We start from the raw sequence: 17,463 nt of genomic DNA on the forward strand, positions 1-17,463 counted from the left end.
ATGACTCAGCACGATGTTCAATTGTTTTCATTAAGCCAGCCCCAGCAACGCATTTGGTATACAGAGCTTTTATATTCCAATCGCAACACGTCCACGATTATTGCAACGGTTAAAATTAAGGGAACGGTTCGTATAGATGTATTGCAGCAGGCGATGAACCAGGTGATTGCGCAAAATGATTCTTTTCGTATCCAAATCACGGCTCAGGATGGTATTCCATATCAATATGTAGAGCCATTTGCCGTTCAAAGCATAGAAACGCTCCAAGTCACCCCGGAGGAAGCGGAGCTTTGGTTAAGTCGTCACAATCCACATCCATTCTCCTTGTTGGATTCGCAGCTGTACCGATTTGTGATTTTACAGTTGGGGACAGAAGAAACCTGGTTTAATTTCAAAATGCACCATATTATTTCAGACGGTGTGTCCATGAATCAGGCCATTAATGAAATTACCGCGCATTACATGGATATCGTGCATGGTACGGGTCAAGATACGCCGACCAAAGCCAATCCATATCTGGATTTTATTCAGGTAGAGCATAGCTATGAGCAATCGGACCGCTATCAAAAGGACAAGACGTACTGGACGGAAAAGTTTGCCGATTTGCCGGAGACTACAGGTTTAAAATCATACAATCCGCTCACGTTGAGCACGGCTGCACGCCGGGAAAGCTTCACGTTGGACCATGAATTGTATCGTGGTGTTACGGCTTTTTGCGAGGAACATAAAATCAGTATATTTACGTTCTTCCTGGCCGCCCTGTATATTTATTTGCATAAAGTGACGGGGGAACAGGATTTAACCGTGGGGACACTCTATGCCAATCGTACGTCTAAGAAGGAAAAGGATACCATCGGCATGTTCGTCAGCACCGTGGCTACGCGTCTGCTGGTCGAACCGGAATCCGAGTTGCTGACCTTCCTGCAAGGTGTGGGTAAGGAACAGGCGTCCATTTTGCGGCATCAGCGTTACCCGTACAACAAAATTATTCAGGATTTGCGTGAACAGCAAAGCAGTCTGGACATTCAGCGTCTGTTTGGCGCTTCCATTCAGTACCGTACACTGAGTTTCTCCCGCTTTGATGAAGCGATTCAGCAGGTGGATAACGATTTCTGCGGAGATACGGTGAACGACTTCGATATTCACATGGTCGAAATGCTGGATGACGATCGTCTTGTGTTGTACCTGGATTATCGTACCGAGCTGTTTAGTGAGCAGGAGATTGCTCGAATGATTCGACAATTTTTGAGTGTGGCGGAGCATATGGTGCAGGGTCCACAGAAGCGGATACAGGAATTGTCGCTGATCAGTGAGGAAGAACGGGCGCAAATCGTGGACGTATTCAATGCTACAGCGGTGGAATATCCACATGAAGCAGGCATTCATGAGCTGTTCGAGGAACAGGCAGAGCGTACACCGGATCAGACAGCGGTTGTGTTTGAAAACAGCCGTTTAACCTACGGCGAACTGAATGTAAAAGCCAATCGACTGGCTCACACGCTGCGCGGGTACGGTGTTACTGCCGAGCGAACTGTGGGTATTGTTGCTGAGCGTTCCACGGATATGATCGTCGGCATGCTGGCGATTCTCAAGGCGGGCGGCGCCTATGTGCCAATTGACCCGGATTATCCGTCCGAGCGTGTACGTTATCTACTGGAGGATTCAGGTGCGAAGCTACTGCTGGTGCAGCGTGCGGAGCAGCAGCCGGAGGATTTCAGCGGAAACGTGCTGGATCTCAGCGATGCCAGCGTATATGGGGCAGAGGATTCTCAAGACATAAATACCGTACAATGGGAGCAAAACGAGGCTCATCATGCGGATTATACTCATTATACAAATCCGAAAAATGAGATTTTACAAGCAGGTACATTCGGGAATCGACTGGCCTATCTCATGTACACTTCAGGCACGACCGGACAGCCCAAGGGGGTTATGGTAGAGCATCGTAATGTCGTGCGTCTGGTGAAGAATACAAACTATGCACGATTCGATGCTGACACGCGCATTTTGCAAACCGGGGCGGTTGTGTTTGACGCGTCCACCTTCGAAATTTGGGGTGCGTTACTGAATGGCGGACAGCTCGTACTGGTGAGTCAGGATGTCATTTTGGACGCGCCGAAGCTTAAAGAAGCCGTGCGTAGCCACGGTATTACGACGATGTGGCTGACTGCGCCGCTCTTTAACCAGCTATCCCAGCAGGATCTGGAGCTGTTCGAGGGGGTACAAGAGTTGCTGGTCGGTGGTGATGTGCTGTCCGTACCGCACATCAACCGGGTGCTGGAGGCTCATCCGTCCCTGCGGATGATCAACGGCTATGGCCCGACGGAAAATACAACCTTTTCCACAACGCATGCAATTGCCAGTGTGCAGTCGGAAGCGGTGCCAATTGGTCGTCCGATTCACAACTCGACGGCGTATGTCGTAGACCGTTCGATGCAGCTCCAGCCTGTCGGGGCATGGGGTGAGCTGCTCGTCGGCGGTGACGGGGTGGCCCGTGGCTACCGCAACCGCCCTGACCTGACGGCTGAAAAATTCGTAGACAGTCCGTTCCGCAGCGGAGAACGCTGCTATCGCACAGGGGATCTGGTGCGCTGGAATGCGGACGGGACGCTGGAATACAAGGGACGGATCGACGCACAGGTGAAAATCCGGGGCTACCGGATTGAGCTGGGCGAGGTGGAAGCTCAGCTGTTGAAGCTGGAAGCGGTGCGTGAAGCCGTCGTCATTGCACGTGAGGATGAGCAGGGTCAAAAGCAGCTCTGCGCGTATGTGGTGACCCATGCGGATATCGCGGCAAGTGAGCTGCGCAGCGCCTTGAGCCAAGAATTGCCGGGCTATATGGTGCCGTCGTATTTCGTGCAGATGGAGCAATTGCCACTGACGCCCAACGGCAAGGTGGATCGCCGGGCGTTGCCACAGCCGGAGGGAAGTGTGGATTCCGGCGAGGATTATGTAGCCGCCCGAAATGATGTGGAGCGTACGCTGGTATCGGTATGGCAATCCGTACTTGGCATCGAGCACATGGGCGTACTGGATAACTTTTTCCATCTGGGAGGCGACTCGATCAAGGCCATTCAGGTGTCTTCAAGACTGCTGCAAAATGGGTACAAGCTGGAAATGAGGGAGCTGTTCCAATATCCGACGATTGCTGAGCTGAATGGACGGGTGCAACGGGTGAGCCGCGTTTCCCATCAAGGAGAAGTCAGTGGAGCTGTGGCGTTGACGCCGATTCAGCAATGGTTCATTGAGCAGCAGCCGTCCAAGCCTGAACACTATAATCAGGCGTTGATGCTGCACCGTGAGGAACGTATGGACGAAACGGCGCTTCGTCAGGCATTGCAGCGCATAGTTGAGCATCATGACGCCCTGCGTACTGTATTCCGCCAGAATACAGAGGGCGGGTATGAAGCATGGAACCGTGGCGCGCAGGAAGGCGAGCTCTACAGTCTCGAAGTGGTGGATTTGACGAACGAGCCTGATTTTGCTCATATGTTGGAGAACAAAGCCAGCGAGATTCAAAGCAGTATCCGTCTGGATGAAGGCCCTCTGGTGAAGCTGGGTCTGTTCCGTTGCACCGATGGAGATCATTTGCTGATAGCCATCCACCATTTTGTGGTCGATGGTGTGTCCTGGCGTATTTTGCTGGAGGATTTGGCCTCCGGCTATGAGCAGGCTTTACGGGGCGAGTTTGTCCGTTTACCAAACAAGACGGATTCGTTCCAATTGTGGGCGGATCAACTGTCAGCTTATGCGAGCAGCACAGCATTGGAGAATGAACGTGCGTACTGGCAACAGCTGGAGGAAGCAGGAGCCAGCCAAGCAGCTTTGCCTAAGGATTACACGCGCAAATCTCAGGGCAAGCCGCAGCTTCGCGATGATCGGACGCTTACCATAGCGTGGACGGTCGAAGAAACGGAGCAATTTTTGAAGCAGGCGCATCGTGCCTATAATACCGAAGCCAACGATCTGCTGCTGACCGCGCTGGCAACCGCCGTTTACGAGTGGGCAGGCATCCGTCAGGTGCTGGTGAATCTGGAGGGGCATGGACGGGAAGCGATTTTGCCGGATGTGGATGTGACGCGTACGATCGGTTGGTTTACCAGCCAATTCCCGGTTGTACTCGATATGGGTGAGGACCAGAATGTGGGACAGTGTGTCAAGAACGTCAAGGAAGGACTGCGCCGCTTACCGCATAAAGGGATTGGATACGGAATTTTGAGATATCTGTCTGCTGGTGGGGAAGGGGAAGCGTCTTTTATCACCGAGCCAGAAATCAGCTTTAACTATCTCGGCCAATTCGATCAGGATTTGAAAAATAATGCATTCCGCATGTCCCCTTATTCCATCGGGGCATCCATTAGCGACACACTGACCAAGCGGTATGCCCTTGATATGAACAGCATGATCACGAACGGTGCATTGGAGCTGACCATCAGCTACAGCAACAAAACGTTCATGAAAAAATCAATCAAAAAGCTGGCTGATCTGCTTCAGGAGAGCTTGCGTCAGGTATTGGCTCATTGCGTGGCAAAAGAGATGCCGGAGCTGACGCCAAGCGATTTGTCCTTCCAAGGACTGACGGCTGGAGAGCTGGAGCATATCGTAGAGCAAACAGCTACGGCTGGAGAGCTGGAAAACATTTATTCGTTAACGCCGATGCAAAAAGGCATCCTGTTCCATGGCTTGATGGAGCCGCAATCGGGAGCGTATTTTGAGCAGGCGACATTTGATCTGCAAGGCAGCTTTGAGGTGGAGGCTTTTGCTGAAAGCTTGAATCAGCTGGTAGCTCGCCATTCCATTTTCAGAACGAATTTTTATAGCGGATGGAATGAGCAGCCTTTACAGGTGGTGTACCGTCATAAAGCTGCCGGATTCCATTTTGAAGATGTGCGTTCGATGGAGCAAGGAGAGCTGGACGCGTACATGGCTGATTTTGCTGAGCGTGACAAAGCGGAAGGGTTTCATTTCAGCTCAGGCGAGCTGATGAGAGTATCTATATTACGTACGGGCGAAGAGTCATACCGTTTTGTGTGGAGCTTCCATCATATTTTGATGGACGGATGGTGCTTGTTCCTGGTGGTCGGTGAAGCCTTCAATACGTACTTTGCTTTGCTCGAAGACCGCAAGCCGGAGCTTGCCCCGGTAACGCCATACAGCGAATATATTGAATGGCTGGAACGGCAGGACAACGCGGAGGCTGAACAGTTCTGGAGTGACTATTTTGCTGGCTTCGAGCAGCAGACGGTATTGCCGCAGGCCAAACAGCTGGACGGTCACGCTAAAGCATATGAAGCGGACAAGCTTTCGTTTACGCTGGGCCGTGAAGTGACGGGACGGATGAACCAACTGGTCAAGCAGAAGCAAGTGACGGTCAACACACTGCTGCAAGCGGCGTGGGGCGTTGTGCTGCAACGGTATAACAACAGTCGGGATGTTGTATTTGGCAGTGTCGTTTCCGGTCGATCAGCGGATATTCCGGGCATCGATAAAATGATTGGATTGTTCATTAATACGGTTCCGGTACGGATTCACAGTGAGAAAGATATTACGTTCACTGAACTGATGAAACAGACCCAGGAGCAGGCGCTTGCTTCCCGTGCCTATGAAACCTATCCATTGTATGAAATTCAGGCCCTGACCGAGCAGAAGCAGGATCTGGTGAACCATATTATGGTGTTTGAAAACTACCCGGTGGAACAGCGCATGGAGCAAATGGGTAGCCGTGGCACGAATGGCTTTACGATTGCAAATGCTTCCGTGTCGGAGCAAACGAACTATGATTTCAACATTACGGTTGTGCCGGGCGATGAAATCGGTGTTCATTTGGAGTACAACGCGCAGGTGTTTGAACGCGCAGCTGTAGAGCAAATCCGCGAGCATTTGCTGCATATAATTGAGGAAGCAATTGACAGACCGGATGCGCTGGTAGATGAGCTAGAGCTAGTGACTGCTGCGGAAAAAGCGAAAATTATCGACGGCTTTGGTTCCGTTGGTGTGTCTGCCTGGAGTGATGCGAAGGAAGCAGCCATGTTGTTCCACGTCTATGTGGAAGAACAGGTGCAGCTTGTGCCGGATCATGTAGCGGTTGTGTATGAGGAGCGTCAGCTTACGTACCGCGAGCTGAACGAGCGTGCGAACCAACTGGCCCGTAGACTGCGGAATGAAGGCATTGGGCGCGAGTCGATTGTCGGCATTCTGAGTGAGCGCTCGGTGGACATGCTGGTAGGCGTCTTGGCGGTATGGAAGGCCGGAGGTGCATATGTACCGCTGGACGCGGATTATCCGTCCGAGCGTATCCGTTTTATGCTGGAGGACAGCGGTGCGACGGTGCTGCTGACGCAAACAGGCTTGCAGGAGCGTGCACAGGGCTGGCTGGAGGAAAGCCGATGGACTTTGACCGAGGGGCAGTCTGAGGGCCAACTGGAAACGGCGGTTAGCGCGGAGACGATGGAAGCAGATACTCTCCATGAAGACTTGAGTTTACAAGTACATTCGCCAGCTAACAGCGAAGCAGCATCCGAGCCAGTTACTGGACTGCGTCTGAAAACTGTACTGGCGCTGGACGATGAGTCGCTGTACACCGGGGATAGCACGGATGTCGAACACATCAACGAGCCGCAGGATGTGGCGTATGTGATCTATACTTCCGGTACAACGGGACGTCCGAAGGGGGTCATGATTGAGCATCGCAGCTTGGTGAATACGGCTGCGGCGTATCGCCGGGATTACCGTCTGAACCAGTTCCCGGTACGGTTGCTGCAATTGGCGAGCTTCTCCTTCGACGTATTCGTCGGCGATATCGCACGGACGCTCTATAATGGCGGCACGATGGTCATCTGCCCGAAAGACGACCGGATTGATCCAAGCCGTCTGTATGGCTGGATTCGCGATGTTCAGATTACGGTGTTCGAATCGACACCGGCCTTGATCATACCGTTCATGCAGCATGTATATGAGCATGGACTGGACATGAGCAGTCTGGAATTGATCATCACCAGTTCGGACAGTTGCAGTGTGACAGATTATCGGATGCTGCAAGAACGGTTTGGTACAGACATTCGCATTATTAACAGCTACGGTGTGACGGAAGCGGCGATTGACTCCAGCTTCTATGACGAAGAACTGTCGAAGCTGCCGGACAGCGGTAGTGTGCCAATTGGTCAGGCGTGGCTGAACGCACGGTTTTACATCGTGGACAGCCAGTTGAATCCGGTGCCTATCGGCGTACTGGGCGAGCTATGCATTGGCGGTGCCGGGGTAGCACGGGGATACCTGAACCGTGCAGACTTGACGGCGGAAAAATTCGTAGCGAATCCGTACGTGCCAGGTGAACGATTGTACCGTACAGGCGACTTGGCGCGGTGGATGCCGGACGGGAATGTGGACTTTATCGGCCGGATGGATTATCAAGTCAAAATCCGGGGCTACCGGATTGAGCTGGGCGAGATCGAAACGGCGATCCAGCGGGTGCCGGGTGTACGTCAAGCGGTGGTGATCGACCGGACGGATGAGCGTGGACATAAGTATTTGTGTGGGTACATCACGGGAGAAGCAGAGCTGCGAATCGAGGAGGTACAGGCACAACTGGAAGCAGGGCTGCCAGCCCACATGGTGCCTGCACGGCTGATGCGACTGGAGACGTTACCGCTGACCAGCAATGGCAAAATCGACCGTAAGGCCTTGCCGGAGCCGGAAGGAAGTATCCATACGGGTGCAGCCTATGTGGCACCACGTACAACGGTCGAGCAGGTATTGGCTTCGGTATGGGCCGGGGTGCTCGGAGTCGAAGCGGTAGGAACGCAGGATAACTTCTTCGAACTGGGCGGCGATTCGATCAAGGCGCTGCAAGTATCGTCCCGATTGCTGCAAGCAGGCTACAAACTGGACATGAAGGACTTGTTCAGCTATCCAACGGTAGCTTCACTCAGTCCTTTGCTTCGCACAGACGGCAAAATCGCCAGTCAGGAAGCGGCCGTAGGGAAGGTGGAACTGACACCGATTCAACGGTGGTTTTTCGAGCAGCAACCGGTTGACCTGCATCACAGCAACCAGGCGATGATGCTGTATCGAGCTGGGCGCTTTGACGAAGATGCGCTGCGCCATACCATGGAACGCATGGTCCAACATCATGACGCATTGCGTACTGTATTCCGCGAGACGGAGCATGGCTACACCGCTTGGAACCGCAGTGTGGAGGAAGGCGAGCTATACACGCTGGAAATCGTAGATTTTAGCGGAATTGAAGACGAATCTACCGCTGTGGAAGCCAAGGCGAGCGAAATTCAAGCCAGCATTGACTTGAATGAGGGTCCGCTTGTGAAGCTTGGTTTGTTCCAATGCGCTCAGGGCGATCATTTGTTAATCGTCATTCACCATTTGGTCGTGGACGGCGTATCGTGGCGTATTTTGCTGGAGGATTTGGCATCCGGTTATGAGCAGGCCGTTGCAGGTAAAACGGGCAAAGCCATTCGACTGCCGCATAAAACAGATTCGTTCCAGACATGGGCCAAACAGCTGTCAGCCTATGCGAACCGTGCGACGATGGAGCGGGAGCTTGCTTACTGGCAACATATCGACCAAGCAGAAGCAAGCCTGGCGAAGCCATTGCCGAAGGATTTTGCCAACGATAATGCTTTGCTTGGAGACAGTGAAGTTGTTACTGTCCGTTGGACGAAGCAGGAAACGGATCTGTTACTCAAGCAGGCTCACCGCGCGTATAGCACGGAAATGAATGACCTGTTGCTGGCTGCACTCGGCAAAGCCGTGTATGACTGGTCTGGTTCCGAACGGGTGCTGGTCAACTTGGAGGGCCATGGACGGGAGGCCATTTTACCGGATGTGGATATTACGCGGACGGTCGGCTGGTTTACGAGCCAGTTCCCGGTTGTACTGGATGGAAGTCTGGGACAAGGTGGAAATACCGCTCGTTTGATCAAACGGGTGAAGGAAGGGCTGCGTCATATTCCGCAAAAAGGCATCGGCTACGGTATTTTGCGATACCTTTCGGCTACGGATGTTCTGGAGAAAGCAGGCGTGCAGCTTCAGGCGCAGCCAGAGATCAGCTTTAACTATCTGGGTCAGTTTGATCAGGATTATAAAGGAAATGATCTGGAGCCTTCTTCCTATTCCATTGGTGTGCCCGTCAGCATAAACGCGATCATGGATTTTATGCTGGATATCAATGGAGTGATCGAGGATGGCGAGCTGATCTTCACCATTCGTTACGGCACAACGCAATTCCGTCATGAAACGATTGCACGGCTCGGAGAGCTGCTGGCATCCGGCTTGCGTGAGGTCATTAGCCATTGTGTCGCCCAGGAAAGAACGGTATTGACACCAAGTGATGTTCTGTTAAATAACGTAACACTGGACGAACTGGAACAATTGGTGGAAGATACGCGAGATATGGGTGAGCTGGAAAATGTGTATGCCTTAACGCCGATGCAAAAGGGCATGCTCTTCTACAGTCTGATGGATGAGGATTCGGCGGCTTATTTTGAGCAGGCCACCTTTGAGTTGAACGGACGTTTTGATGTGGTCGCTTTCGGCAAAAGCTTTGATCTGCTCGTACAGCGTCATGAGGCGTTGCGGACGAACTTTATCAGTTCATGGAAAGATGAGCCTGTACAGGTTGTCTTACGCAATCGCGGCGGAGAATTGTACTATGAAGACTTGCGCGGATTAGAAAAAGAGGAACGTGAAGCACGTGTTCAAGCCTTTATTATTGCGGATAAAGCCAAAGGATTCCGTCTGGCAGAGGATGCACTCATTCGTGTCTCTATTCTGCAAACCGGGGATGAAGCGTATCAATTTATTTGGAGCTTCCATCATATTTTGATGGATGGCTGGTGCTTGTCCTTTATGACACAGGAGGTATTTGGCAGCTATCTGGCACTTCGTGCGGGTCAAGAGCCAGTGCTGGAGCCTGTCACGCCGTTCAGTCGATTTATTGAATGGCTGGAGCGTCAGGACCGTGAGGCGGCCCTTCAATACTGGAGCGGATATCTGGCGGACTATGAGCAGCAAATTACACTTCCGCAGCAAAAAACACAGCCTAAATCCATGCAAGTCGGGGAATATGTCGCCGGAGAACTGGAATGCGACTTCCAGCCAGAGCTGGTCGCTCAGATCGAACGGGTGGCGAAGCAAAATCAGGTGACGATCAACACGCTGATTCAGACGGTATGGGGCGTTTTGTTACAAAAATATAACAACAGTCCGGATGTCGTGTTTGGCAGCGTTGTGTCCGGTCGACCAGGCGATATTCCGGGTGTGGAGCACATGATCGGGTTGTTCATTAATACGATTCCAGTGCGCGTTCAGTCTGAACGAGGCGAAGCCTTTGTCGAGCTGATGAAACGAACACAGCGGCAGGCGCTGGCCTCCAATGCCTATGACGCGTTCCCGCTGTATGAAATTCAGGCACTGACCGAGCAGAAGCAGGATTTGATCAACCATATTATGGTATTCGAAAATTATCCGGTGGAGCAGCAGGTAGAGCAACTGGGAAGTGATGGGCAGGATAAATTTACGATTTCGAACGTGGTGGCTATAGAGCAAACCAACTACGATCTGAACGTAGTCGTTATGCCGGGAGAAGGCATAAAGATTCGTTTTATGTATAACGCGTCGAGCTTTGATCAAACAGGCATTGAGCGTCTGCATGGACATTTTGCGCGTCTGCTGGAGCAAATTTCGCTCAACCCGAATGTTCGCGTTGAAGAGCTGGAATTGGTCACAGCGGCGGAAAAACAACAGATTACAGGAGAGTTTAATGATACGGCTTCTGTATATCCGCGCAATCAGACAATCCAAAAACTGTTTGAGGAGCAAGCTGAGCGCACGCCGGATCATGTTGCCGTGGCTTTGGGCCATCAATCATTGACCTATCGGGAACTCAATGAGAAGGCTAACCGATTAGCGCATACGCTGCGCGCCGCTGGGGCGAAGGCCGATGAGCCTATCGGTATTCTGACGGAGCGTTCGCTGGATATGATTACAGGAACGCTGGCTATTTTGAAGGCTGGAGGCGCGTATGTGCCGGTAGATCCTCAATATCCGGAAGACCGTATCCGTTATATGCTGGAGGATTCGGGAGCCAAACTGTTGCTGGCTCAGCAGGATTTATTGGACCGTTGCTATTTTGACGGACAGATTGTCAATCTGAATGATGATGATTCTTACAGCACGGATCATTCCAATCTGGGGATAGATGGAGCGGGCAATTATGCTGCTTATGTTATCTATACCTCAGGTTCAACAGGCAAGCCTAAGGGCGTCGTAGTTGAGCATCAAAGTGTCGTGCGCTTGGTGCGCAATACGGATTATGTGCCGTTCGATGAATCGATTCGAATGTTGCAGACTTGCGCGTTTGTATTTGATGTGTCTACGTTTGAAATTTGGGGCGCGTTGCTAAACGGCGGTCAGCTTGTACTCGTGCATAAGGATGATCTTTTGGACGCAGCCAAGCTCAAGGAGACCATACGGGATCATCGCATCACCATGATGTGGCTGACCACACCGCTATTTAATCAGCTTTCGCAGCAGGACAGTCAATTGTTCGGAGATGTGAAGTATTTGCTGGTCGGAGGCGACGTGCTGTCTGCACCGCATATTAACCGGGTACTGCGTGATAATCCGGACATGAACATGATTAACGGCTATGGGCCAACGGAAAATACAACTTTCTCGACGGCTTATCCTATTACGGAAGAGCAGCTTGATTCTGTGCCGATTGGACGTCCTATCCGCAATTCAACGGCGTATGTTGTGGATACAGCGTTTAATCTCCAGCCGGTCGGAGCTTGGGGTGAGCTGGTTGTCGGCGGAGACGGAGTCGCACGTGGTTACCTGAACCGTCCTGAGCTGACGGCTGAGAAATTTCTTTCCAATCCATGGGTGGACGGAGATCGCCTGTACTGCACGGGAGATCTTGTTCGCTGGCGTGAAGACGGCACATTGGACTACGCTGGACGGATGGATCAACAAGTCAAAATTCGCGGTTACCGGATCGAGTTGGGCGAAGTGGAGACTCAGTTGTTAAATATGGATTCCATTCGGGAAGCTGTTGTGTTGGCACGTGAAGATGAATTTGGACAAAAGGTACTGTGCGCGTATTACACCTCTGATCGGGAATGGAATACAGGGGAGCTGAGAAATCAGCTTGCTCAGGAAATTCCTGGTTATATGGTACCGTCTTATTTCCTTCAACTGGAGCAGATTCCACTGACGGTGAACGGCAAGGTGGATCGTAAAGCACTTCCTGCACCGGAAGGCGGACTTCAGACCGGAATCGAGTATGTGGCGCCGCAAACAGTGGCAGAACAGGCGCTGGCAGATGTTTGGCAAACGGTGCTCGGTGCTGGACCAATCAGCATGCTGGATAATTTCTTCGATCTGGGCGGTGACTCGATCAAGGCGATTCAGTTCTCCTCCCGTTTGCTTCAAGCCGGATACAAGATGGACATGAAAGATTTGTTCAAATATCCGAGCGTAAAGGAGTTGGCTCCGCATCTGCGTTTGGCGGGTAAGAGAACAGCCGAGCAAGGCGAAGTTACGGGGAAAGTGGCGCTAACTCCAATACAATACTGGTTTGCAGAACAGGAGCAATTGGACGCGCATCACTTTAATCAGGCGGTCATGCTGCACCGGGAGCAGGGCTTTGACGAATCCGCTCTGCGTCAGGCGCTCATCAAGCTGACGGAGCACCATGATGCACTACGGATGGTGTTCAGCAAGACAGAACAAGGCTATGAAACATGGAACCGTGGATTACAGGAAGGCGAGCTGTATCACCTGGACGTGCTGGACTTTAGGGATTTGACGGATGAAGCCATGCTCAGTGCAGCGATGGAGGCGAAAGCTAGCGAAATTCAAAGCAGTATTCATCTGCATGAAGGGCCGCTTTTTAAAGCTGGTTTGTTCCACTGTGCAGATGGCGATCATTTGCTGATGGCGATTCACCATTTGGTGGTCGACGGGGTATCGTGGCGCATTTTGTTTGAGGATTTGGCTACAGCCTATGAACAAGCCGTCCATCAAGAAGTGCTTCAATTGCCAGACAAAACGGATTCCTTCCGTTCCTGGTCTGAACGACTGTCCACGTATGCGAATAGCCCGGCCATGGAAAGTGAACACGCCTACTGGGAGCAATTGAATACATCCGCTTTGGCTGATCAAGCACGGTTGCCTGAGGATCAAGCGCAGGCTAGTCCATTTACCTTGGCTGACACGGATACAGTTGTCGTCAAGCTTACGGAAGAAGAGACAGAACGGCTATTGAAGCAGGCGCACCGCGCATATAACACGGAAGTGAACGATCTGCTTCTGACTGCTTTGGGTATGATGCTATACACATGGACCGGTCATGAACGTAGCCTGATCAATTTGGAGGGACACGGACGTGAGGACATTTTAGCGGATACGGACATTTCTCGTACGGTGGGTTGGTTTACGAGTCAATATCCGGTGCTGCTGGACATCGGTCGTGATCATATTTTGTCGGGACGCATCAAACAGGTCAAAGAGAGCCTGCGTCATATTCCGAATAAAGGAATTGGATATGGTATTTGGAGACATCTCAGTGAATCCGGCCAGGCCGTTGGTCAAACAGTTGGAGGTTACGCCGAGCCACAAGTGAGCTTTAACTATCTCGGACAATTTGACCAGGATTTGCAAAACAGCGATATTCGCATGTCTCCTTACCCCATCGGATCGGCCGTTAGTGACCGGACGGAGATGAAATATGCTCTCGATGTGGGCGGGATCGTAACGAACGGCATACTGGAACTGGACATTCGTTATAACGGCAAGGCCTTCCGTCAAGACACAGTCCAAATGCTGGCTGACCTGCTACAAGCAAACTTGCTTGAAATTATCGAGCATTGTGTCACACGGGAGCGGTCCGAATTGACCCCAAGCGATGTACTGTTAAAAGGTCTGACACTGGAGCAATTAGACACGATTATGGAGCAGACACAGGCGGTTGGGGAATTGGAGAATGTGTATCCGTTAACGCCAATGCAAAAGGGTATGCTGTTCCATAGTCTGATGAACGCAGAATCAGGAGTGTATTTTGAGCAGGCGACGTTTGATCTTGAGGGCCATTTTGAGCCGAGCGTATTCGAGTCAAGCCTGAATTTGCTGGCAAGCCGACATGCTATATTCCGCACGAATTTCTACAGCGGCTGGCATGGTCAACCGTTGCAGGTCGTATATCGCCATAAAAATCCGGGCTTCCGTTATGAGGATGTCAGAGGACAGGAAGAAGCTGTAGCTGAATTTGTGGCCCGGGATAAGAATCAAAACTTTGATTTAGGCAAGGATGCGCTCATGCGCGTAACTGTCTTCCGTACAGGGGATAGCTCATACCGTTTTGTATGGAGCTTCCATCATATCGTGATGGACGGCTGGTGCCTGTCACTGGTGACGGACGAAGTATTCGGTGCATATTTTGCCTTGCTGGAGCACAAGCAGCCTGTGTTCGCATCCGTCAAGCCGTACAGTGACTATATTGAATGGCTGGAACGGCAGGAAGCGCAGGAAGCGACCCGCTATTGGAGCGACTATTTGGCGGGCTTTGAGCAGCAGACCTTGTTGCCTGGCGAGAACGCACAATCTTCCGTGATTGCAAAGGTTGAGAGCACAGACGGAATCGGTGTAGTTTCAAATTCCGGATATGTTTCGGAAAAGCTGTCATTTGGGCTAGGTAATGAACGGAGCGCGGTATTGAACCGAATTGCGAAGCAGCAACAGGTAACGATTAATACATTGCTGCAAAGCGTTTGGGGCGTTATTTTACAAAAATACAATAATAATCAGGATGTCGTGTTTGGTAGTGTTGTATCCGGGCGTCCGGCAGAAATTCCGGGTGTGGAAGACATGATCGGTTTGTTCATCAATACGATTCCGGTTCGCATTTACAGTGAGCGGAATGCTACGTTTGCTGAAATATTGCAACGCACACAGGAGCAGGCTTTGGCCTCCGGCGCGTATGACACGTTCCCGTTGTACGACATTCAGGCGCTGACTGAACAAAAGCAAGACCTGGTTAATCACATTATGGTCTTTGAAAACTATCCGATCGGGCAGCAGATGAAGCAGGTGGGCGGTTCCGGTGAGGCAGGCGTACAGGCTGGCTTCTCCATTACCAACGTGGCAATTGCAGAGCAAACCAACTACGATTTTAACCTGATTGTCGTGCCTGACGAAGATATCTCCATTTTGCTGGATTACAATGCTCTTGTTTATAACCGATCTGCCATGCAACGTATTCAAGGCCATATCAACCATGTCATCGGGCAAATTGTGAACAATCCGCATATTCGTCTCGATGAGCTGGAATTGGCAACCTCGGAAGAACAAGTCCAAATTCTGAAGGTTTGGGGAGATACGGCGGCAGCTTATCCGCACGATCAGACGCTGAGCGCACTGTTCGAGAAACAGGTGAAGCGGACCCCGGATCAGGTAGCATTGCTGTTTGGAACGCAGACGTTGACGTACCGGGAGCTGAACGAGCGGGCGAACCGTCTGGCGCGGACGTTGCGTGCAGAGGGAGTCGGACCGGAACAACCCGTGGGTATTCTCGTACGGCGTTCATTGGAGATGATGGTAGGCATTTATGCGATTCTCAAAGCAGGTGGGGCTTATGTACCGATTGACCCGGATTATCCTGCGGAGCGCATCCGTTATATGCTGGAGGACTCGGGAGCGAGGCTGGTACTGACACAATCGCATCTGGCAGAGCAAACGAGCCTGAGCTTTGACGGTAAGGTACTGGTGCTGGATAGCGAAGGCATTTACCATGAAAATGGTTCGAATCTGGAACCGTTAGCAGGGCCACACCATATGGCCTATGTCATCTATACCTCCGGTTCCACGGGGAAACCGAAGGGAGTTATGGTCGAACATCATTCGGTCATTAACCGGATTATGTGGATGCATGACCGTTATGGCTTGAGTGCGGAGAATACGATCCTGCAAAAGACCGCCTTCACATTCGACGTGTCGGTGTGGGAGTTGTTCTGGTGGTCGATGATCGGCTCGAAGGTGAGCCTGTTGTCGGTTGGCGGAGAAAAGAATCCGGAGGACATCGTCGAAACGATTGCTCGCGATGGAGTCACTACGATGCACTTTGTACCCGCCATGCTGCACGCGTTCCTGGAGTATGTGGAGCAGCAGCCACGGGAAGTGATGCAAGCAAAGCTGGGAACGCTGCGACATGTATTTGCCAGTGGGGAAGCGTTGCCGCCACAGCATGTCGCACGGTTCCAACGGCTCGTGGCAGGTATCACTGGAGCGAAGCTGATCAACCTGTATGGTCCAACCGAAGCGACGGTGGACGTATCGTACTTCGATTGCGAGCCGAATGAACAGTATTCAGTCATTCCGATTGGGAAACCGATTCAGAACATTCGTCTGTACATCGTCAAGGAAGGCACGGAGCAATTGCAGCCGATTGGGGTTGCGGGTGAGCTGTGCATCGGCGGTGTAGGCGTTGCACGCGGTTACTTGAACCGTCCGGAGCTGACGGCAGAGAAATTCGTGGCCGATCCATTTGCCGGTGGCGAAGCAGGCTATGAACGGATGTACCGTACAGGTGACTTGGCGAGATGGATGCCGGATGGCAACATTGAATATCTGGGGCGGATCGACCATCAGGTCAAAATCCGGGGCTACCGGATCGAACTGGGCGAAGTCGAGTCGCAGCTGCTAAAAGTGGAATCGGTACGAGAAGCCATAGTCATAGCTCGTGCGGATGAATCGGGACAAAAACAAATGGTGGCGTATTACGTCGCCAGACAAGAGATCGGTGCCAGCGAGCTGAGAAGTGAGTTGGGCCGGGAGCTGCCAAGCTACATGGTACCATCGTACTTTGTGCAGCTGGAGCAGATGCCGTTGAGTCCGAATGGCAAAATTGACCGCAAGGCACTGCCAGCACCGGAAGGCAGTCTGCAAACCGGAGCGGATTATGCAGAACCGCGTACCGAGCCAGAACGGGCCTTGGTAGGGGTCTGGCAGTCGGTACTGGGCGTGCAGACCGTCGGTATTTTGGACAATTTCTTTGATCTGGGCGGCGACTCGATCAAGGCAATTCAAATCGCTTCCCGTGTATTCCAGGCAGGCTACAAGCTGGATATGAAGGATTTGTTCCAGTATCCAACGGTTGCAACTCTGGCACCGCATATGCACGAGGTGAGCCGTATTGCAGATCAAGGAGAAGTGAGCGGGGAAACCGCTTTGCTTCCGATCCAACACTGGTTCTTTGCACAGGAGCGCGAGCGTCCGCAGCACTTTAACCAGGCGGTCATGCTCTATAGCGCCGTGGGCTTTGATGAGACGGCGGTTCGCCGGGCAATGGATCATATCGTGAAGCATCACGATGCGCTGCGTACGGTTTTCCGTCAGGCTCTGTCCGGTTACGAGGCTTGGACACGCAGCGTAGAGGAAGGCGCGCTATATACG

Annotated in this window: 1 protein-coding gene (running past one end of the window); it reads left to right on the forward strand. The window is 51.9% G+C overall.

Going from position 1 to position 17,463, the window contains the following annotated elements; translation table 11 throughout:
• Positions 1 to 17,463, forward strand: the 5' end (the start) of a protein-coding gene (locus ACWGOO_RS17430) for a non-ribosomal peptide synthase/polyketide synthase (RefSeq protein WP_452485443.1). Its footprint extends 24,522 nt past the window's final position; only the first 17,463 of its 41,985 coding nucleotides appear in the window; it begins with the start codon at positions 1 to 3; its stop codon lies off the right edge, out of view.

Source organism: Paenibacillus sp. NPDC055715 (genome assembly GCF_053617595.1).